We start from the raw sequence: 17,946 nt of genomic DNA, 5'->3' as shown, positions 1-17,946 counted from the left end.
TTCTTACCGGACGGACGGCACCGACGACGAGTCCAATACGTGCAAGATCACATGACGGGAAGGGAAACAGGCACACCGACAACACGAATCGGACACGACCCGGCGACGGAATCGCTGTGATTCATGGCTGAATAAGCGGACAATCGACACCGGAAACCGCAAAAAGCCACCGGCACCGACAAACGCCGCACGCGCCCGTTCCACATCCCGAGATGCGCCGAAGATCTTCCGGCCGGAAGGACAGATTCCCGCAGAAGGTGCGGTCGTGATGTACCGACCTGAGGCGGTTCGGGGGTAACCCGTTATCCGATTTTGACATGGCGGGCGGCCTGAATGGCTCAGTCCGAATGGCAAGATGCCGTAATCACACGAGGTCGCGACACTCGAAGGTGTGTGTTCCCGTCGACCTACGAAACCAAGGCACCTGCCGAACCCATCGCCAGATGCCTGCCCCATCGGCAACTCCACCCCATCCGCCGGAGGAACCCACCATGACCGCACGCTCCATCCGCCGTTCGTCCGCCGCGCGCTCCAGGGCAGCCGCGGTAGGTGCGATCGCGGTCGCAGGCGCTCTGATTCTCACCGGCTGCGGTGACCAGACCGAAAGCGGCGGCAACGGCGGCACGAACGAGACGGGGAAGTCCAGCGCCGCCCCGCTGTTCGACAAGCTGCCCAAGAAGATCCAGGACGCGGGCGTCATCAAGGCCGGGACGAACGCCGAGTACGCCCCGATGGAGTACCAGGAGGGCGGCAAGATCGTCGGCGTCGACCCCGACATCGCCGCCGCGCTGGGCGAGAAGCTGGGCGTGGAGTTCCAGTTCACCTCCGGCTCCTTCGACGGCCTGATCACCGCCCTGAACTCCGGCCGCTACGACGTCGCCATGTCCTCCATCACGGACAACAAGCAGCGCCAGGAGGGCCTGGACGACAAGGGCAAGAAGCTCGGCCCGGGTGTCGACTTCGTCGACTACTTCGTGGCCGGCACCGCCGTGTACGTCCAGAAGGGCAACCCGAAGAAGATCAACTCGATCGAGGACCTCTGCGGCCAGACGGCTGCCGTGCAGCGCGGTACGACGTACGAGCAGGCGCTGAAGGACCAGTCCAAGAAGTGCACGGACGGCGGCAAGAAGGCGATCAACATCGAGTCGTTCGAGAACGACACCGAGGCCCAGACCCGGGTGAAGTCGGGCGGCGCGGTGGCCGGCGTCAACGACTACCCGGTCGCGGTCGACCTGGCCCGCAAGGCCGACGGCGGCAACGCCTTCGAGGTCGTCGGCGAGCAGATCGACGCCGGTCCGTTCGGCATCGCGGTGAACAAGGACAACAAGGAGCTCACCGCGGCCCTCGAAGAGGCCGTCAACGCCATCATCGAGGACGGCACGTACAAGAAGATCCTCGAGAAGTGGGGCGCCGAGTCCGGCGCGATCGACAAGGCCGCGATCAACGGCGGCAAGTGACCGTCCCGAGCAAGACTGAAGGGCAGTCACAGTGACTGACAAGTTCGACAAGGAGCCGGCCGACGCCGACCCGTCGGCCGTCGCCTCCAAGGACGGCGGGGCCCTCCCGCCCGAGGCGATCAAGGCCATCCCGGTACGGCACTACGGCCGTTGGGTCAGCGGTGTCGTCGTGCTGGCCCTGGTGGCCCTGCTCGTCAACGCGTTCGCCACCGCCGAGAAGATCCAGTGGCAGGCGGTCGGCGACTACGTCTTCGACGAAACGGTCCTCGCGGGCGCCGGCCGCACCCTGCTGATCAGCGTTCTCGCGATGGTCATGGGCGTGGTCCTCGGCGTGATCCTGGCCGTGATGCGCCTGTCCAAGAACCCGGTGACGAGCTGGGTGGCCTGGGTCTACATCTGGTTCTTCCGCGGCACGCCGGTCTACGTCCAGCTCCTGCTGTGGTTCAACCTGGCGCTGATCTTCCCGGTGCTGAATCTCGGTCCGATCTACAAGGACGAGATGGTCGACGTCATGACCCCGTTCATGGCGGCCCTGCTGGGCCTGGGCCTGAACGAGGCGGCGTACATGGCGGAGATCTGCCGCGCCGGTCTGATGGCCGTCGACGAGGGCCAGACCGAGGCCGCGCACGCGCTCGGCATGAGCCACGGCAAGACGCTGCGCCGCATCGTGATCCCGCAGGCGATGCGGGTGATCGTGCCGCCGACCGGCAACGAGTTCATCAACATGTTGAAGACCTCGTCGCTGGTGTACGCGGTGACGTACAACGAACTGCTGCGCGCCACCTCCACGATCGGCTCCACGTCGTACGCCGTGATGGAGATGCTCTTCGTCGCGTGCATCTGGTACCTGGTCATGACCAGCGTGTTCAGCGTCTTCCAGTACTACCTGGAGCGGCACTACGCCCGCGGTTCGACCCGGAACCTGCCGGCGACGCCGTGGCAGAAGATCAAGGCGAACATGCTCGGACTGGGTCGTGAAAGGGGTGCTGGGGCATGACCGCCATGGTGAAGGCCGAGGGCGTCCACAAGTCCTTCGGCGCCGTCCAGGTCCTCCAGGGCATCGACCTGGAGGTGCAGACCGGCGAGGTGTTCTGCCTCATCGGACCCTCCGGCTCCGGCAAGTCGACGTTCCTGCGGTGCATCAACCACCTGGAGAAGATCAACGCCGGTCGGCTGTACGTCGACGGTGAGCTGGTCGGCTACCGCCAGAAGGGCGACAAGCTGTACGAGCTCAAGGACAGCGAGGTCGCGCAGCAGCGCCGGGACATCGGCATGGTGTTCCAGCGGTTCAACCTGTTCCCGCACATGACGGCGCTGGAGAACGTCATGGAGGCGCCGGTCCAGGTCAAGGGCACGAGCAAGACCCAGGCAAGGGAGCGCGCACGGGAGCTGCTCGACCGCGTCGGCCTCGCCGACAAGGCCGGGAACTACCCCTCGCAGCTCTCCGGCGGTCAGCAGCAGCGCGTGGCGATCGCCCGGGCGCTCGCGATGGACCCGAAGCTGATGCTCTTCGACGAGCCGACCTCGGCCCTGGACCCGGAGCTGGTCGGCGACGTCCTCGACGTCATGCGCGACCTCGCCGAGTCCGGCATGACGATGGTCGTCGTCACCCACGAAATGGGCTTCGCCCGCGAGGTCGGCGACAGCCTGGTCTTCATGGACGGCGGCGTGGTCGTGGAGTCCGGCGACCCGCGCGAGGTCCTGACCAACCCGCAGCACGAGCGGACGCAGGCGTTCCTGTCCAAGGTGCTCTGACGGTACGACGGGGAAGGGGCGGTACGGCGATGTCGTACCGCCCCTTCGCCATGCATGCTCCTCCCCGCCGTGACCGGCGTCGGCCTACTTCAGCGCGAGCATCAGCGTGTCCGAGGGCGAGCACCACACCGGCCGTGCCTCCCCGAAGCCCCTCTCGCGCAGCACGCGCGCGTGCCACTCGGCGGACGGCATGTCGCCGTCGGCGTGCTCGCCGTAGATCTCGAAGCGCCGGGCCGTGGGCTCGGCCAGTACCGGGTCCTTGGCGGCCAGCTGCCACCACTCGGACCAGTCGAGGGCGCCGTCCGCCTTGGCTTGATCCATGCGGGCGTGGCGCTGGGCGCGCTCCGCCGCGTTGATCCGGGGCGTCGACTCGTCGATCATGTGGTCCGCGTTCAGGAAGACACCGCCGTCGCGGACGAGCTCCGCGACCTGACCGTAGAGGGTCGCGAGGGGTTCACGGTGCAGCCAGTGCAGGGCCGTGGCGGTGAGGACGGCGTCGTACGAGTCGTACGGCAGCCTCGCCAGCCAGTCGGGGTCCTTGAGGTCGGCCGTGACGAGCGTGACCCGGTCGTCGCCCGCGAAGGTGCCCTCGGCGATGGCGAGGAGCGCGGGGTCGAGGTCGACGCCGGTGCTGGTGGCCTCCGGGAACCGTGCGAGCAGCCGGGCCGTGATACTTCCCGTGCCGCACGCGAGATCGAGCACGCGCGGGGCGGGGCCGACGAGGGCCCCGACCATGTCCAGCATGATCCGGAAGCGTTCCTCGCGGTCGGGCATGTACCACTCCTGCTGCCGGTCCCAGCTGTTCTGCCAGGCGGACCAGTCGGCGGTCGTGGTGGTGTCCGTGTCCGTCATAGAGCCCCTCCATCGCGCACGTCACAGAAACGCTTCACGTAATACCCTGGAAGCACGATCAGCTGTTACCCGACCGCACCACGACGATAGAACGCCTCCGTAAGGACTACAAGTGGAACTGGCCTATTACTCGGATTACGCCGTACGACTCGTCAACACCGAGGACCCGGCCCGGGGCAAGGACTCGCTGACCTCGGTCGAGGCCGTCCGCGATCTGTTCGGCGTCAGCCAGGAGGCGGCCCGCCGTGCCACCGACGCCGACGTCACCCGCTTCCGCTCGGTCCGCGCGCGGCTGAGGGCGGTCTTCGAGGCGGCGGACGAGGGCGACGAGTCGACGGCGGTGAACCTGCTGAACTCGCTCCTGCTGGAGTTCCCGGTGAGCCCGCAGATCTCCGGCCACGACTTCCGGGACGACGACGGCCGCCCCCTGTGGCACATGCACCTGGCGGACCACCCGTCGAACGCGACCGCGGGCTACGCGGCGATCGCGGCGATGGGCCTGGCGTTCCACCTGACGGAGTACGGCGTCGACCGGCTGGGCCTGTGCGAGGCGGCCCCGTGCCGCAACGCCTACCTCGACACCTCCACCAACCGCTCCCGGCGCTACTGCTCGGACCGCTGCGCCACCCGCGCCAACGTGGCCGCCTACCGCGCCCGCAAACGCCTGGAGGCCGACCGGTCCGCGAAGACGGGCCGCACCGCCGACAGCGCCCAGCGCGCCAGCGCGAACGGCGAGCGCTGATCGGGCTTGCGGGGCCGGTAGCGCAGCCGGACCCTGCCCAGGATCAACTCGTCCGGCACCACTCCGTAGTCGGTGCTGTCACCACCGGCGTAGGCGTTGTCCCCGAGCACCCACCAGCCGCCTTCCCGCCGCTCCGCGGCCCGCTTGACGACGAGCAGGTCCTGCTGGAACGGATGCCGCAGGATGACGACGTCCCCGGCCCTGATCCGGCCCCGGTGGACCACCACGAGCAGATCGCCGTGGTGCAGCGTGGGCACCATCGACGGCCCGGTCACCTCGGCCCACCCGAAGGGCCGGCCCGCCCGCTCGCGCTCGGTCTCCTGTGACAACTCCGGCATCCCCGGCACCTCCCCGGTACGGTCCTCCACCAGTCTCAGTCTGACCCTGGACTTTTGTCCTAAGCCCATGGGGGCACCCGCGAAAACCCGTCTTGTAGGGAGTAATGTCCCACCTGAGAAGACGATCACGAGGAAGGAATGCTCCATGCTTTCCCGCCTGTTTGCCCCCAAGGTCAAGGTCAGCGCACACTGCGACCTGCCCTGCGGTGTGTACGACCCGGCCCAGGCCCGCATCGAGGCGGAGTCGGTGAAGGCCGTCCAGGAAAAGATGGCCGCCAACGACGACCCGCACTTCCAGGCGCGTGCCACCGTCATCAAGGAGCAGCGCGCCGAGCTCGCGAAGCACCACGTCTCGGTGCTCTGGAGCGACTACTTCAAGCCCCCGCACTTCGAGAAGTACCCGGAGCTGCACCAGCTGGTCAACGACGCCCTGAAGGCCCTCTCGGCCGCCAAGGCCTCCACCGACCCGGCCACCGGTCAGAAGGCTCTGGACTACATCGCGCAGATCGACAAGATCTTCTGGGAGACCAAGAAGGCCTGACCCCAGGCACTTTCGTTCTCCCGGACTTCGCAAGGGGGCCCGACCGGTTCGCCGGCCGGGCCCCTTCGCGTACCCCGACGGTTTCACGGGCTCAAGGTTGCGTGAATTCGCGGTGATTGTGTTCACGCGGCAGACAGTGGCTGCCGCTTGTTCACATCCCGTAGGTTCTGGCGTGCCCACCTGGTCATTCGCACTCCAGTGCTGGTGGGCTCACGGGGGAAGCTGAGCGGCCTTCAGATCTCGTCCCGACCAGTGCGGTCGGGGCGGCGTTCGGTGTGCTCTGCGACAGCGGGCGAGTGGGATCACCTCACCCGGCGGCCGGCCCCCGCCGGATGGAACGCCGATCCCTTGGAGAACGCTCGCTTGAGACCTCGCCCATTCCTCTGGTCGATCCCCCTGCTCTGGACCGTGGCCCTCGGCCTTTGGGGGCTGTCCCGGCAGCACAGTCTGTGGCGGGACGAGGCCGCGACCTGGCAGGTTGCCCGGCGGTCCGCCGGGGAGATCTGGCACATGCTGGGGCAGGTCGATGCCGTGCACGGGCTCTACTACCTGCTGATGCACGGGCTTTTCGAGTGCTTCGGGGCCGGCATCGCCACACTGCGGCTGCCTTCCGTGCTGGCCATGGCGGTCGCGGCGGCCTGCGTCACGGTCATCGGGCAGCGGTTGGCCGGGGTCTGGGCGGGACTGGCCGGAGGGCTGGCGTTCGGGCTGCTGCCTGCCGTGCAGTTCCATCTCCAGGAAGGGCGGCCGTACGCGCTCGTCACGGCCGGAGCCGGGATATCGACCCTGTTGCTGGTGACCACTCTGCAGGGCCGTGAGCGAGCGGTGCGCTGGGCCGCGTACGGGGGCACGGTCGCGGTGTGCGGGCTGCTCAATTGGCTGTCACTGCTGATCCTTCCCGCACACCTGGCGACGCTGACGTGGACACGGGCGGGGCGCGGCACGTACGCGCGCTGGGCCGCGGCCTCGACGGCGGCCGTCGCCACCGTGCTGCCGCTGATCCTGTTCAGCCGGCGCCAGGCCGGCCAGGTCTCCTGGATACCGCCGCTGACCTGGCACATGCTGATCGGCCCGGCGATCCTGCTGGCGATCGGCGGCCTCGGGGCCCTGCTGGACCGGCCGCGCGCCGGCCGGTTGTCCGTCGCGGCCGTCGGGCTGCCGCTGCTCGTGGTACCGCAGCTCGCCCTCATCGGCCTGTCCCTGGTCAAGCCGCTGTTCCTGGACCGCTACATCCTGTTCGGCATGCTCGGCCTGGCGCTGCTGATCGGCACGGCGCTGGGGACCGCTGTACGGGCGACCAGGCCGCGCTTCCCGAGAGCCTCGCTGTGGCTCGTCCCGGCGGTGGTCGCCGTGGCGGTCGTGGCGCTGTTGCCGCAGTCGCTCGCCAAGCGGTCCCCGGCCAGCCGGGTGGACGACGTGCTGGCGGTGGCGGCCGACGTGCGGCGGCTGAAGGAGAACGGGGACGCGGTCGTCTTCGTGCCGGCGGCCCGGCGGGACACCGCGCTGGTCTCCCCCGGTCACTTCGCCGGGCTGCGGGACATAGCGCTGGCCGAAAGCCCGGTGAGTTCGGGGACGTTGAAGGGCGAGGAGGCGGATCCGGCCCGGATACGGTCCGCGATGCTGGCACAGCGGCGGATCCTGCTGGTCACCGACGCGTCCGACGTGGCCCGGCCCCTGTCGAACGAGCGGGACAAGGCGAAGGCCGCGGTGCTGGAGGAGTACTTCACCGTGGTGGCGGACGAGCAGGTCCGCGGGCGGCGGGTGACGGTGTACGAACGGTTCGGACCGGCGCGGAGGTAGAGGCACGGCCGGCGTGGCCGTAGTGGCCCGGCCGGCATGGCCGTAGAGACCCGGCCGGCATGGCCGTAGAGACCCGGCCGGCATGGCCGTAGAGACCCGGCCGGCATGGCCGTAGAGACCCGGCCGGGTTTCCGGCCGGGCCTTCGCCGCTGTCGCGGACCGGAGCTGTCAGTGGAACTGCGGCACGATCAGATAGATCCCGTACGCCACCACCGCCGCGCAGGCGAGGAAGCACAGCCCGGCCTGCGCGAAGCCGAGCGTGGACGTGGCGCCGTCCTCGCGTGTCCCTTCGTAGCGGGCCAGGCCCAGCACGCCGAGGGCGAAGACGGCGACCACGGCCACCGTGACGGCGAGGCTCACCGCGGCGACCTGGCCGAGTGCGGTCCAGTCGAGGTTCATGGTGTGAACTCCCTTGTCTCAGGCGCCCCTGTCCGGGCGCCCGTCGTTTCAGACGGCCGTCGGGTCAGGGCGGCCGTCGTGTCAGGCCGCCGTGCCGACCCGCGTCGGCTCGGCGCCGCGGACGGTGACCTCGTGGGTGTCGTTGACGTTGTGCGCGGACACCGGGTTGCGGCGGGAGACGAGCACGATGCCGGCGGCCACGGCGGCGCCGACCAGCGCGACCACGGCCGTACCGACGTTGCCGCCATGCGTGACGGCGCTCGCCGCGACGCCGCCCACCAGCGCGGCCGCCGGCAGGGTGACCAGCCAGGCCACGACCATGCGGCCGGCCACCCCCCAGCGCACCTCCGCGAGACGGCGGCCGAGGCCCGCGCCGAGGATGCTGCCGGAGGCGACCTGGGTGGTGGACAGAGCGAAGCCGAGGTGGGCCGAGGTGAGGATCACCGTCGTGGAGGCCGTTTCGGCCGCGAAGCCCTGCGGGGACTGGATCTCCGTGAGGCCCTTGCCCATCGTGCGGATGATCCGCCAGCCGCCGAGGTAGGTGCCGAGGCCGATGGCCAGACCGGCCGAGGCGATCACCCACAGGGGCGGGCCCGCGTCATGGCCCAGGGCACCGGCCGAGATCAGGGTCAGCGTGATGACGCCCATCGTCTTCTGCGCGTCGTTGGTGCCGTGCGCGAGGGAGACCAGCGAGGCCGAGGCGATCTGGCCGAGGCGGAATCCCTTGGTGACGGACTGGTTGCGGGCCCGAGAGGTGAGCTTGTACGCCAGGTAGGTGGCCAGCAGCGCCGCGACCCCCGCCACGATCGGCGAGGCCACCGCCGGGATCAGCACCTTCTCGACAACCTTGTCAAAGTGCACGCCGTGCGCCCCCGCACCCACCCAGACGGCCCCGATCAGCCCGCCGAACAGCGCGTGCGACGAACTGGACGGCAGGCCGACCAGCCAGGTGAGCAGATTCCACAGGATCGCCCCCACGAGCCCGGCGAAGATCATGCCCGGGGTGACGAGTGTGTCGTCCACGATGCCGCCGGAGATCGTCTTGGCGACCTCGGTGGACAGAAAGGCGCCGATGACGTTGAGGACGCCGCTGATGAGCACGGCCGTCCTCGGTTTGAGGGCCCCCGTGGCGATGGACGTGGCCATCGCGTTCGCCGTGTCGTGGAATCCGTTGGTGAAGTCGAAGGCGAGGGCCGTCACGATGACGACCGCCACCAGGAACGTGATGTGGTCCATTCCCCAATGCAAACAAGCGCGAGCCAATAGGCGGGGAACTGACGGCAAAGCGTGTCCCAGGAGCCGGCGCGCGGTTGGTAAGGGTCCCGCAAAGCCGGTGTGGTGACCTCCGGGGACGCCGTTCGGCCGTACCGGGCCGGCGACACCTGGTGGGATCTACGATCGCCTGATGAGCATCCGCTGGACCTATGCCTTCGTCGACCGCCCCGCAGCGTCCTTCGAGCGGGCCAACGCCTTCTGGACCGCGGTGACGGACACCCGGCTGTCCGAGTTCCGCGGCGAGCAGGGGGAGTTCGTGACGCTGGTGCCCGGTGGCGGGGCCGACGCCTGCGTCAAGGCCCAAGGGGTCGACTCGGGTGCCGGCGGCGCGCATCTCGACTTCGCCGTGGACGACGTACCGGAGTTCGTGAAGGCCGCGCTTCGGCTGGGCGCGGACATGGCGGCCGAGCACGAGGGGTGGGCCGTACTGCGGTCACCCGCCGGGCAGTCGTTCTGTGCCGTGCCCTGGCACGGGGAGTCGGTGCGGCCGCCGGTGGTGCGCGGGAACCGGCTCGACCAGGTCTGCGTCGACGTACCGCCCTCGCGCTACGACGCCGAAGTCGCCTTCTGGAGCGGCCTGTTGGCCGACTGGGCGTCGGCGCCCGGCTCCCGCCCCGAGTTCCATGTGCTCAGGCCGCCGGCCGGGCTGCCGATCCGTGTCCTGCTCCAGCGGCTCGACGAGGAGCGGCCCGCATCGGCCCACCTGGACCTCGCCTGCGCGGACATCCCGGCGACCCGCGCCCGGCACGAGTCACTGGGCGCCACGCTCGTCGCCCCGGGTGCCCATTGGACGGTGATGCGCGATCCCGCGGGCGGCCTCTACTGCCTGACGGGCCGCGACCCGCAGACGGGCGGACTGCCCGGCCCCAGCGGGTCCTGACGCAACCAGCGGCCTCAGCGCGAGTTGCGGAGGCGGCGCAACCGGCGGACTCAGCCCGAGGTGCGGAGGCAGAACACCCGCGTCACACCGCCCTCGTACGCGGAGGGGCTGGGGCACGCCGACCCGACCTCCTGCGGAAGCGACGGCGTCGGACTCGCCTCCTCCCAGCGGTACGGCCCCGGCGGCTCGGCCGCGTCCTGGAGCCACAGCGTCGCCCCGCCCGCGGCGGCCACGACGATCACCCACGCCGCCACGACCCAGCGCCACAACCGGTGCCGTCCGGTCAGCTCCACGGCTCCACGTCCACCACCGCGGCAACCGGAATCGGGCCGTACACATGCGGGAACTCCTCGCCCCCGGGCTGCGGCGCCTCGTACTTGAGCGGCACGCCGAGCCGCGCCGGATCCACGACCAGCACGACCAGTTCGTCGGGGCCGTCGTAGGAGCCGTACAGGAAGTCCGCCACGGCGGGGAGTTGGGCGCGGGTCGAGCAGTGGATGAAGCCCTCCTCCTGGAGCGTGCGGCCACGCGTCGACATCTCGTACGTGCCGTGCTCGCGGGCCGCGTCCCACAGCCGACGTTCGGTGATGTGGAGGATGTACGTGTGTTCGGGCATGAGGCGAGGTTACGACCTCAGCCGGGCCGCCCGCTCGTGCAGATAGCGCTGCTCCGGCAGGCTCAGGGTCTTGGTGGCCGCGGCCTCGTAGGCGGCGCGCGCCTCCTCGTGCGCCCCCGCCCGCTCCAGGAGGTGCCCTCGCACCGCGTCCAGGCGATGCCCGGAACCCAACTCGCCCTCCAGCGTGGCGAGTTCGGCCAGTCCGGCACGCGGGCCCCGGACCATGGCGACGGCGACCGCGCGGTTGAGGCGCTCGACGGGACCGGGGACCAGGCGGATCAGGACGTCGTAGAGGCCGAGGATCTCCTGCCAGTCGGTCTCCCGGGCCGAGGGCGCCTCGTCGTGGACGGCGGCGATGGCGGCGCGCAGCTGGTAGGGGCCGGCGGGGCCGCGGGAGAGGGCGCTGGTGACCAGGGCGACGCCCTCGTCGATCGCGGCCTTGTCCCAGCGGTCGCGGTCCTGTTCGTCGAGGGGGACGAGCTCGCCGTGCGGGCCGGTGCGCGCGTCGCGGCGGGCGTCGGTGAGCAGCATCAGGGCCAGCAGGCCGGCCACCTCGCCGTGGCCGGGCAGGAGGCGGTGGGCCTCGCGGGTCAGCCGGATCGCCTCGGCGGCGAGGTCCCGGCGCTGCAGGCTCGTGCCCGAGGTCGCCGTATAGCCCTCGTTGAAGATCAGGTACAGGGTCTGCAGAACCGCGGGCAGGCGGTTCTCCCAGTTGTCGGGGCGCCCGAAGCGCACCCCGCGGACCTTCTGTTTGGCCCGGCTGATGCGCTGGGCCATCGTCGCCTCGGGAACGAGGTACGCGCGGGCGATCTCCGCCGTGGTCAGACCGCCGACGGCGCGCAGGGTGAGGGCGATCTGGGCGGGCGACGTCAGGTTCGGATGGCAGCACAGGAAGAGCAGGGTGAGGGTGTCGTCCTCGCGGGGAGCGCGGTCCGTACCCGGTGGCGGGGCGGTGAAGGCGTCCCTCGGCGACAGCGCCGCGACCTTCTCCTCCCGGGCCCGGCGGGCGTCCTCCGCGCGCAGGGCGTCGGTCAGCCGGCGGGCGCCGACCCTGATCAGCCAGCCGCGCGGATTGTCGGGCACACCGGTGCGCGGCCACTGCTCGGACGCCGCGAGCAGGGCCTCCTGTACGGCGTCCTCGGCGGTGTCGAAGTGGCCGTACCGCCGCACCAGCGCGCCGAGGACCTGCGGCGCGCGGCGGCGCAGCAGGTCCTCGGTGGCGGTCGGGTCGGCCATCGGCGGCTCAGCAGTCTCCGGAGCCGTCCTGGATGGGCCGGATCTCCACCGGGTACACCGGGGTCCCGGCGGGCTGGGGGCAGCGGATGATGCGGTCGGCGATCTCGGTGACCCGCTCCAGGCTGGCGCAGTCCAGCACCCAGTAGCCGGCCAGCAGTTCCTTGGTCTCGCTGTACGGCCCGTCGGTGATCACCGCCTTGCCGTCCTCGCCCAGGGTGACGTGCCGGATCTTCGCGGGCTCGGCCAGCCCCTGTCCGTCGATCATCTCGCCGGTCTCGGCGAGGTCGTCGTTGATGGCCTGCATGTAGGCGTACATCGCCTGGATGTCCTCCTGGCTCCAGGCCGCGGAGTGCTCGGACGCCTTGCCCTGCATCGCCTCGTAGTCCGCCTGCGTGCCCTGCACCATGACCAGGTACTTCATGACTGAACTCCTTCGGTTTCCGTCGGCTCACCGCCGTCGTGGGCGGCTTTCACAGGGGACGTCGGAACCGATCCGGGATTCTCGACACGGGGCTCAGGATTTTTTCGCGGCGGGCTTGGTGGCTGTGGCCGGTTTGGTGGCCGTGGTGGGCGTGTCGGGCTGCTCGTGCTTCTCCGCGCGCTCGGCGCCTTCCTCGGCGTACGCCTCGCACTCGGGGTTCCGGCAGGGGCCGGCCACCCAGGTGGGGACCCAGGCGCCCAGCGTCTTGTGGCGCTTGACGACCGTATCGACGGGCTGTCCGCAGACGGGACAGACGTGCTCTTCGCTGCCCATGTCCTCAGAGTAGGGCGGGAGGGGGCTCAGCGCTTCCTGCTGTACGTACGAACCACCGCGCCGTTGCCGAAGGCGCGGACCTCGTCGAGGGTGAACTCCGTGAGGGCGAAGTCCGAGCCGAACATCGGCATGCCGGTGCCGTAGACGATGGGGTAGCTCTTGATGACGAGCTCGTCGATCTCGTCGAGCAGCGCGCCGGCGAGCTGGGAGCCGCCGCACAGGTAGATGCCCAGCTCGCCCTCCTCCGCCTTCAGTTCGCGGACCTTGCCGACCAGGTCGTCCGAGACGATCTCGACGTCCGGATCGGGCGACTCGGTCAGCGTGCGCGAGGCGACGTACTGGCGCAGATGGGCGTAGGGGCTGGTGATGCCCTCCTTCAAGGCCAGGTCGTAGCTGGCCCGGCCCTGGATGATCGTGTCGAACCGCCTGTTCTCCAGATCGTCGCAACCGAGGGCGCGGCGGCCGTGGGTCGGCAGGGTCTCCGGGTGCTCCTCCTTGAGGAACGCCAGGAACTCCTCGTCGACGAAGCGGATCATCGCCGAGCCGTCGCCGTCCGGGCCGCCGATGAAGCCGTCGAGGGAGCAGGCGATGAAGTAGGTGAGCTTTCGCAAGCCGGTCTCTTTTCGTAGGGTGGGCACACAACCACTCTGGTTGTAGTGCTTCAGTTGTAGTACTTCGCTTGTAGTGGTTGCAAGGCATTTCCCGGAGCGGCTTGAAGTGATAGAAGGGATTCCGAATGGCGGGCAATCCGGAGCGTCGGGCAGCCCTCGTCGACGCGGGCATCGAGGTACTCGCCCGCGAGGGGGCGCGCGGACTGACGTTCCGCGCGGTGGACACCGAGGCGGCGGTGCCGGTCGGCACGGCTTCCAACTACTTCACCGGGCGCGACGACCTGTTCCGCCAGATCGACGCCCGGCTGCACGTCCGGCTCGCGCCCGACCCCGAGGTGATCGCGGGGCTGCTGACCCGGCCGAAGGACCGCTCCCTGGTCACCGCTTTCATGCACGACCTGATGGGCCGCGCGACCCGCGACCGCACCGGCTATCTGGCCCTGCTGGAGATGCGCCTGGAGGCGGGCCGCCGCCCCGAACTGCGCTCCTCCTTCACCAAGTCGGTACGCGGCGACCTGGAGGAGGGCATCGAGTTCCACCGCAACGCCGGGCTGCCCGGCGGCGACGAGGTCGTCACCGTGCTCTACCTCGCGATGCTGGGGTTGCTCGTTGAGCACCTGACCCTGCCGGAGGTGCTGGACGGCGTCCTGCCGGGGGTCGACGTGCCGGACGGACTGGTCGAACGGATCGTCGCCACGGTCGTGCCGGAAGGGTAGGCGGCGTGGCCGGAGGGGCCGTTCAGGGTGCACGTGCGTCAGCGTTGCGTGTGGGGCGAACGGTGCTTGTGATGAGAATCGTGTCTACTGGCTCACAATGCCCGGCTCCGGCTCAACCGCGGGGCTCGCGCCACATCGGCCACATCCGGGGGCCGTCGGGGAGGTCGAGGGGGCGGCCCTTGAGGTCGAAGCCCAGTCGCTCGTACAGCTTCCGGCTGCGGGCGTTGCTCGCTTCCAGGTAGGCGGGCAGCCCCTCCTGATCGCAGCGGTCGAGGGCCGAGGTGAGGAGTGCGGTGCCGAGACCCCGGCCCTGGTGCTCGGGGGCGACGGCGATCATCCACAGGTACTCGTGCGCGGCGCCGGCGGGGTGGATCTCGGCGGTGAGCCGGGCGATCTGCTCCACGCGCTCGTTGTCCGGGTCGACCTCGGCGCGCAGCCGGGCGGGGCCTTCGTCGTCGGCGTGCTCGGGATCGAGTCCGTGGTCCTGCGCCGGTACGGACAACCACAGCGCGCAGGCCGTGCCGTCCTCGGTGACGTCGATACGTCCGTCGTCGAGCACGATGTCGGTGAACGCGGCCATGAGCCTGGGGTGCCTGGTACGGCGGCGCTCCTCATCCGGGAACACCCAGCCGCTGACCGGATCGTGATGGAAGGCCGCGTCCAGCAGCCGCCCCACCAGCTCCCGGTCCCCCGCGCCCGCCGTCCGGATCGCCACGCCCATGTCCACCCGCTCCCTTCTGTCAACCGGCCTTGATCGTAGGGGGATTGGGGTGGCCGCGTCCTTCGTGGCAGGAGTTTGTGTCCTTCGTGGCAGGAGTTTGTCGAGATCCGGCCGGTGCGGGGGCGGCGGTACGCGGGGGCCGACCCGTAACACCGGGCGGATGTCCGGTACCCCGTTCCGCACGGTGCGCGGGCGGCCGTACGCGGGGACCGACCCGCAACGCCATGGCGGATTCCGGTACTCGTTCCGGCCGGTGCACGGGCCTCGATACACGAGGACGGGCCCGAAACACCGTGGCGGATTCCGGTACTCGTTCCGGCCGATGCACGGGCCTCGTTGCGTGGGAACGGGCCCCGCACACCGTGGGGATGTGCGGGACCCGCCGGCCCGGAGCCCCTCGACCGCCGTACGGGGTCAGGAACCGTACGGCCCCGTGGCTCCGGGGTCTTGAGGAGTGCCGTCGGCTGCCGCCGCGGCCCTCAGTTGCTGCGTCGGGTCACGAACTCCGCGAGGGACAGGAGTCCGCCCGCTTCCTCCGGGTCGGGAACGGCCCGGGCCAGTTCCTGCATGGCGCGGGCCATCCGGTCGGCGGCCTGGGCCTGCGCCCAGTCGCGTCCGCCCGCCCGCTCGACGGCGAGCGCGGTCCGCGCGACGCCGTCCTCGTCGGCCGTGTCGTACGGCATCTCGTACAACGCGGCCAGTTCCGCAGCCGCCGGGCCACCGGAGGTCAGCGCGGCGACGACCGGCAGGGACTTCTTACGGGCGGCGAGATCCGCACCGGCCGGCTTGCCGGTGTGGCTCGGGTCGCCCCATATGCCGATCACGTCGTCGATGAGCTGGAAGGCGAGCCCGGCCTCACGGCCGAACGCGTCCAGCGCCGCCACGTCCTCGTCCGCCGCCCCCGCGTACAGCGCGCCCAGGGCACAGGCGCACCCCAGCAGGGCGCCCGTCTTGGCCTCGGCCATGGCGAGCACCTCGTCGAGGCCGACGTCGCCGGGGCCCCGCTTCTCCATCGCCGTGTCCGCGTGCTGGCCGGCGCAGAGCTCGACGACGCAGTCCGCGAGCCGGGCGGCGGCGGCCGCGGACGCCGGGTGCGTGTCCTCGGCGAGCAGCCGCAGGGCCAGCGCCTGGAGGGCGTCCCCGGCGAGGATCGCGTCGGCGTCACCGAACACCGTCCATGCGGTGGGCCGGTGCCGGCGGGTGGTGTCCCGGTCCATCACGTCGTCGTGCAACAGCGTGAAGTTGTGCACCAGTTCCACCGCCACGGCCGCCGGTACGGCCGCCGCCCGCGCCCCCGGTCCGCCGAGCGCGGCGGCCGCCGTGAGGACGAGGGCGGGACGGATCGCCTTGCCCGCGTTGCCCGCCGCCGGGGTGCCGTCCGCGTGTTCCCAGCCGAAGTGGTAGCGCGCGATCCGGCGCATCGAGCCCGGCAACGACTCGATCGCGGCGCGCAGTTCGGGGCCGACCGACGCGCGGGCCCGCTCCAGGATCACCGCCGCCTCGGGCCCGTCGAGCGGACCGGTCACGGTGGTGTGCCGCGTCGTTCGCGTTGTCGACTCGGCCATGGGGTCCCCCTCGGAGAGTCCGCGGACGGTGGCGCCTGCGCTGCGGCTGGGCGCATACGACGGGGGTCTACCCGCCCTGCCGCGCGCAGACACGGCCCCGAGGTGCGGAAACGTCACCTCCAGCGACCGATCTCGACGTTCTCCAGCACACCGAGGGCGTCCGGTACCAGCACCGCGGCCGAGTAGTAGGCCGTCACCAGGTACTTGATGATGGCCTGTTCGTTGATGCCCATGAACCGGCACGACAGGCTCGGCTCGATCTCGTCCGGGATGCCCGACTGCTGCAGCCCGATGACGCCCTGCTCGGCCTCGCCGGTACGCATGGCGATGATCGACGTCGTCCGGGCGTCGCTGACCGGGATCTTGTTGCACGGGTAGATCGGCACTCCGCGCCAGGTCGGGATGCGGTTGCCGGCGATCTCGATCGTCTCGGGAACGAGGCCGCGCTTGTTGAGCTCACGCCCGAACGCGGAGATCGCGCGCGGGTGGGCGAGGAACAGCTTGGTGCCGCGGCGCCGGCAGAGCAGCTCGTCCATGTCGTCAGGGCTCGGCACGCCGTCGTGCGGCTGGAGCCGCTGGTCGTACTCGCAGTTGTGGAGCAGCCCGAACTCGCGGTTGTTGACGAGCTCGTGCTCCTGGCGCTCCTTCAGGGCCTCCACGGTCAGCCGGAGCTGCTGCTCGGTCTGGTTCATCGGCTGGTTGTAGAGGTCGGCCACGCGCGTGTGGATGCGCAGAACGGTCTGGGCGACGCTCAGTTCGTACTCACGGGGCCTGGCCTCGTAGTCGACGAAGGTGTGCGGGATGTCGGGCTCGCCGCTGTGGCCGGCGGCGAGGTCGATCTCCTTCTCGCCGTACTTGTTGGTGCGCTGCTCGGGGGCCGCCCGCAGCTGTTCGAAGTGCTCGCGCAGGGAATCCGACCGCTCCGCGACCTGCTCGACGTCCTGGCGGCGCAGGACGAGCACCGTGCACGCGGTGACCGCGCGGATCGTGTACTCCCAGATCGTGTCGGAGTCGAGCAGTGCCTGCTCGCCGAGGTAGGCCCCGTCGGCGAGGACGCCCAGTGACTCGTCCTCTCCGTACGGCCCGCTGCCGAGCTTCTCCACCCTGCCGTGGGCCAGCAGATACACCTCGTCGGTCCGGCTGCCGAACGAGGCGATCAGGTTCCCTGCCGGGAACTCCCGCTGCTGGCAGCGCTGGGCGAGCTCCAACAGCACGTCCTCGTCCTCGTACGACCGCAGGGCCGGCAGTTCGCGCAGTTCGGCGGGGATGACCTCGACGCGGTCGCCGGTCTTCACGAACGTGATGCGTCCGTCCCCGACGGCGTAGGTCAGACGCCGGTTCACTCGGTACGTGCCGCCCTGCACGTTCACCCAAGGCAGCATGCGGAGCAGCCAGCGGGAGCTGATCTCCTGCATCTGGGGTGCGGACTTGGTCGTGGTGGCCAGGTTCCGCGCAGCCGCAGTACCGAGACTCTGCTGCGGCTTGCCCTGCTCCGTGCGGACCTCTTCGCCTACCGACATAAGGAATTGCCCTCCCGGTCATGCCCCGATGCCGATCTGGCACCGCGCATCGCGATCTGCCCGGCAGAGCCTTCCATCACGGGGTGTGTCTGTGCTATTACCCGAAAGAGCGGGAATGGATCATCGGCGGACTGGGCAAACTGGGGCCGCCTGTCCAGTCGTTGTGCC

General features: G+C 70.2%; 21 protein-coding genes. 8 read left to right on the top strand and 13 right to left on the bottom strand.

Going from position 1 to position 17,946, the window contains the following annotated elements; genetic code table 11:
• Positions 1-491 precede the first annotated feature (491 nt).
• Genes ACIBAG_RS24985 through ACIBAG_RS24975 form a run of 3 tightly spaced genes read left to right on the top strand, consistent with a single transcriptional unit; the run spans position 492 to position 3,212 of the window.
• On the top strand, positions 492-1,457 hold the full coding sequence (locus ACIBAG_RS24985) for an ABC transporter substrate-binding protein (RefSeq protein WP_399107702.1): 966 nt from the start codon (positions 492-494) through the stop codon (positions 1,455-1,457).
• Positions 1,458-1,488: 31 nt separating this feature from the next.
• A complete protein-coding gene (locus ACIBAG_RS24980) occupies positions 1,489-2,454 on the top strand; it encodes an amino acid ABC transporter permease (protein WP_399107701.1) in 966 nt (321 codons plus the stop codon).
• Complete coding sequence (locus ACIBAG_RS24975) at positions 2,451-3,212, top strand: amino acid ABC transporter ATP-binding protein (RefSeq protein WP_399107700.1); 762 nt, start codon at positions 2,451-2,453, stop codon at positions 3,210-3,212. Before ACIBAG_RS24980 ends, ACIBAG_RS24975 begins: the two co-directional genes overlap by 4 nt.
• An 84-nt stretch (positions 3,213-3,296) precedes the next feature.
• Here ACIBAG_RS24975 and ACIBAG_RS24970 read toward each other — a convergent pair whose 3' ends face one another.
• On the bottom strand, positions 3,297-4,064 hold the full coding sequence (locus ACIBAG_RS24970) for a class I SAM-dependent methyltransferase (RefSeq protein ID WP_399107699.1): 768 nt from the start codon (positions 4,062-4,064) through the stop codon (positions 3,297-3,299).
• Between the two features lie 112 nt (positions 4,065-4,176).
• Between ACIBAG_RS24970 and ACIBAG_RS24965 the strand changes: the two genes are divergently transcribed.
• The gene (locus ACIBAG_RS24965) at positions 4,177-4,806 is read left to right on the top strand and encodes a CGNR zinc finger domain-containing protein (RefSeq protein WP_399107698.1); all 630 of its coding nucleotides are present in this window, start codon (positions 4,177-4,179) and stop codon (positions 4,804-4,806) included.
• Here ACIBAG_RS24965 and sodX read toward each other — a convergent pair.
• Entirely contained in the window at positions 4,710-5,144 is a 435-nt protein-coding gene (gene sodX / locus ACIBAG_RS24960; protein ID WP_399107743.1) for a nickel-type superoxide dismutase maturation protease, read from the bottom strand. The two genes, ACIBAG_RS24965 and sodX, sit on opposite strands and share 97 nt — an antisense overlap.
• 145 nt (positions 5,145-5,289) lie before the next feature.
• Here sodX and sodN point away from each other — a divergent pair, with 145 nt between their 5' ends.
• Both sodN and ACIBAG_RS24950 read left to right on the top strand, forming a co-directional pair.
• Positions 5,290-5,685 (top strand): superoxide dismutase, Ni, encoded by a 396-nt coding sequence (gene sodN, locus ACIBAG_RS24955; protein WP_020123534.1) that lies wholly within the window; start codon positions 5,290-5,292, stop codon positions 5,683-5,685.
• A gap of 363 nt (positions 5,686-6,048) precedes the next feature.
• A complete protein-coding gene (locus tag ACIBAG_RS24950) occupies positions 6,049-7,485 on the top strand; it encodes a hypothetical protein (RefSeq protein ID WP_399107697.1) in 1,437 nt (478 codons plus the stop codon).
• A 168-nt stretch (positions 7,486-7,653) separates the two neighbouring features.
• Here the strand turns inward: ACIBAG_RS24950 and ACIBAG_RS24945 are convergent, their stop codons facing one another.
• Both ACIBAG_RS24945 and ACIBAG_RS24940 read right to left on the bottom strand, forming a co-directional pair.
• Positions 7,654-7,884 carry a hypothetical protein gene (locus tag ACIBAG_RS24945; RefSeq protein WP_399107696.1) on the bottom strand — a complete coding sequence of 77 codons (231 nt, stop codon included), beginning with the start codon at positions 7,882-7,884 and terminating at the stop codon, positions 7,654-7,656.
• 81 nt (positions 7,885-7,965) lie between these two features.
• Positions 7,966-9,120: an anion permease gene (locus ACIBAG_RS24940; protein ID WP_399107695.1), complete on the bottom strand. Its 1,155-nt coding sequence runs from the start codon at positions 9,118-9,120 to the stop codon at positions 7,966-7,968.
• 169 nt (positions 9,121-9,289) lie between these two features.
• On the opposite strand from ACIBAG_RS24940, the gene ACIBAG_RS24935 reads away from it, so the two are divergent.
• Complete coding sequence (locus ACIBAG_RS24935) at positions 9,290-10,039, top strand: VOC family protein (RefSeq protein ID WP_399107694.1); 750 nt, start codon at positions 9,290-9,292, stop codon at positions 10,037-10,039.
• A gap of 50 nt (positions 10,040-10,089) precedes the next feature.
• On the opposite strand, the gene ACIBAG_RS24930 is transcribed toward ACIBAG_RS24935, so the two are convergent.
• The 6 genes from ACIBAG_RS24930 to ACIBAG_RS24905 form a co-directional block, all read right to left on the bottom strand.
• A complete protein-coding gene (locus ACIBAG_RS24930; RefSeq protein ID WP_399107693.1) occupies positions 10,090-10,332 on the bottom strand; it encodes a hypothetical protein in 243 nt (80 codons plus the stop codon).
• Positions 10,323-10,655 (bottom strand): DUF952 domain-containing protein, encoded by a 333-nt coding sequence (locus ACIBAG_RS24925; RefSeq protein ID WP_399107692.1) that lies wholly within the window; start codon positions 10,653-10,655, stop codon positions 10,323-10,325. Before ACIBAG_RS24925 ends, ACIBAG_RS24930 begins: the two co-directional genes overlap by 10 nt.
• A 9-nt stretch (positions 10,656-10,664) precedes the next feature.
• Entirely contained in the window at positions 10,665-11,891 is a 1,227-nt protein-coding gene (locus ACIBAG_RS24920) for an RNA polymerase sigma factor (RefSeq protein WP_399107691.1), read from the bottom strand.
• Positions 11,892-11,898: 7 nt separating this feature from the next.
• On the bottom strand, positions 11,899-12,312 hold the full coding sequence (locus tag ACIBAG_RS24915) for a YciI family protein (protein ID WP_399107690.1): 414 nt from the start codon (positions 12,310-12,312) through the stop codon (positions 11,899-11,901).
• Positions 12,313-12,405: 93 nt separating this feature from the next.
• Complete coding sequence (locus ACIBAG_RS24910; protein WP_399107689.1) at positions 12,406-12,645, bottom strand: hypothetical protein; 240 nt, start codon at positions 12,643-12,645, stop codon at positions 12,406-12,408.
• A gap of 26 nt (positions 12,646-12,671) precedes the next feature.
• On the bottom strand, positions 12,672-13,256 hold the full coding sequence (locus ACIBAG_RS24905; protein WP_399107688.1) for a dihydrofolate reductase family protein: 585 nt from the start codon (positions 13,254-13,256) through the stop codon (positions 12,672-12,674).
• 125 nt (positions 13,257-13,381) lie between these two features.
• On the opposite strand from ACIBAG_RS24905, the gene ACIBAG_RS24900 reads away from it, so the two are divergent.
• The gene (locus ACIBAG_RS24900) at positions 13,382-13,972 is read left to right on the top strand and encodes a TetR/AcrR family transcriptional regulator (protein ID WP_399107687.1); all 591 of its coding nucleotides are present in this window, start codon (positions 13,382-13,384) and stop codon (positions 13,970-13,972) included.
• 112 nt (positions 13,973-14,084) lie between these two features.
• Here ACIBAG_RS24900 and ACIBAG_RS24895 read toward each other — a convergent pair whose 3' ends face one another.
• The 3 genes from ACIBAG_RS24895 to ACIBAG_RS24885 all read right to left on the bottom strand — a co-directional run bounded on the left by ACIBAG_RS24895 (position 14,085) and on the right by ACIBAG_RS24885 (position 17,778).
• Positions 14,085-14,693 carry a GNAT family N-acetyltransferase gene (locus tag ACIBAG_RS24895; RefSeq protein ID WP_399107686.1) on the bottom strand — a complete coding sequence of 203 codons (609 nt, stop codon included), beginning with the start codon at positions 14,691-14,693 and terminating at the stop codon, positions 14,085-14,087.
• Between the two features lie 479 nt (positions 14,694-15,172).
• The gene (locus ACIBAG_RS24890) at positions 15,173-16,258 is read right to left on the bottom strand and encodes a family 2 encapsulin nanocompartment cargo protein polyprenyl transferase (protein WP_399107685.1); all 1,086 of its coding nucleotides are present in this window, start codon (positions 16,256-16,258) and stop codon (positions 15,173-15,175) included.
• Positions 16,259-16,371: 113 nt separating this feature from the next.
• The gene (locus ACIBAG_RS24885; protein WP_399107684.1) at positions 16,372-17,778 is read right to left on the bottom strand and encodes a family 2B encapsulin nanocompartment shell protein; all 1,407 of its coding nucleotides are present in this window, start codon (positions 17,776-17,778) and stop codon (positions 16,372-16,374) included.
• Between the last annotated feature and the right edge of the window lie 168 nt (positions 17,779-17,946).

This window comes from Streptomyces sp. NPDC051243 (assembly GCF_044455405.1).
GTDB lineage: Bacteria > Actinomycetota > Actinomycetes > Streptomycetales > Streptomycetaceae > Streptomyces.
Note: the sequence above shows the minus strand (reverse complement) of the source record. Positions and strands in the feature narration are given on the sequence as shown.

Excerpts from the sequence above, each read along its gene's own strand:
- ACIBAG_RS24985 (WP_399107702.1), top strand. The coding sequence starts at position 492 with ATGACCGCACGCTCCATCCGCCGTTCGTCCGCCGCGCGCTCCAGGGCA.
- ACIBAG_RS24975 (WP_399107700.1), top strand. The coding sequence starts at position 2,451 with ATGACCGCCATGGTGAAGGCCGAGGGCGTCCACAAGTCCTTCGGCGCC.
- ACIBAG_RS24970 (WP_399107699.1), bottom strand. The coding sequence starts at position 4,064 with ATGACGGACACGGACACCACCACGACCGCCGACTGGTCCGCCTGGCAG.
- sodX (WP_399107743.1), bottom strand. The coding sequence starts at position 5,144 with ATGCCGGAGTTGTCACAGGAGACCGAGCGCGAGCGGGCGGGCCGGCCC.
- sodN (WP_020123534.1), top strand. The coding sequence starts at position 5,290 with ATGCTTTCCCGCCTGTTTGCCCCCAAGGTCAAGGTCAGCGCACACTGC.
- ACIBAG_RS24945 (WP_399107696.1), bottom strand. The coding sequence starts at position 7,884 with ATGAACCTCGACTGGACCGCACTCGGCCAGGTCGCCGCGGTGAGCCTC.
- ACIBAG_RS24940 (WP_399107695.1), bottom strand. The coding sequence starts at position 9,120 with ATGGACCACATCACGTTCCTGGTGGCGGTCGTCATCGTGACGGCCCTC.
- ACIBAG_RS24935 (WP_399107694.1), top strand. The coding sequence starts at position 9,290 with ATGAGCATCCGCTGGACCTATGCCTTCGTCGACCGCCCCGCAGCGTCC.
- ACIBAG_RS24925 (WP_399107692.1), bottom strand. The coding sequence starts at position 10,655 with ATGCCCGAACACACGTACATCCTCCACATCACCGAACGTCGGCTGTGG.
- ACIBAG_RS24920 (WP_399107691.1), bottom strand. The coding sequence starts at position 11,891 with ATGGCCGACCCGACCGCCACCGAGGACCTGCTGCGCCGCCGCGCGCCG.
- ACIBAG_RS24915 (WP_399107690.1), bottom strand. The coding sequence starts at position 12,312 with ATGAAGTACCTGGTCATGGTGCAGGGCACGCAGGCGGACTACGAGGCG.
- ACIBAG_RS24910 (WP_399107689.1), bottom strand. The coding sequence starts at position 12,645 with ATGGGCAGCGAAGAGCACGTCTGTCCCGTCTGCGGACAGCCCGTCGAT.
- ACIBAG_RS24900 (WP_399107687.1), top strand. The coding sequence starts at position 13,382 with ATGGCGGGCAATCCGGAGCGTCGGGCAGCCCTCGTCGACGCGGGCATC.
- ACIBAG_RS24895 (WP_399107686.1), bottom strand. The coding sequence starts at position 14,693 with ATGGGCGTGGCGATCCGGACGGCGGGCGCGGGGGACCGGGAGCTGGTG.
- ACIBAG_RS24890 (WP_399107685.1), bottom strand. The coding sequence starts at position 16,258 with ATGGCCGAGTCGACAACGCGAACGACGCGGCACACCACCGTGACCGGT.
- ACIBAG_RS24885 (WP_399107684.1), bottom strand. The coding sequence starts at position 17,778 with ATGTCGGTAGGCGAAGAGGTCCGCACGGAGCAGGGCAAGCCGCAGCAG.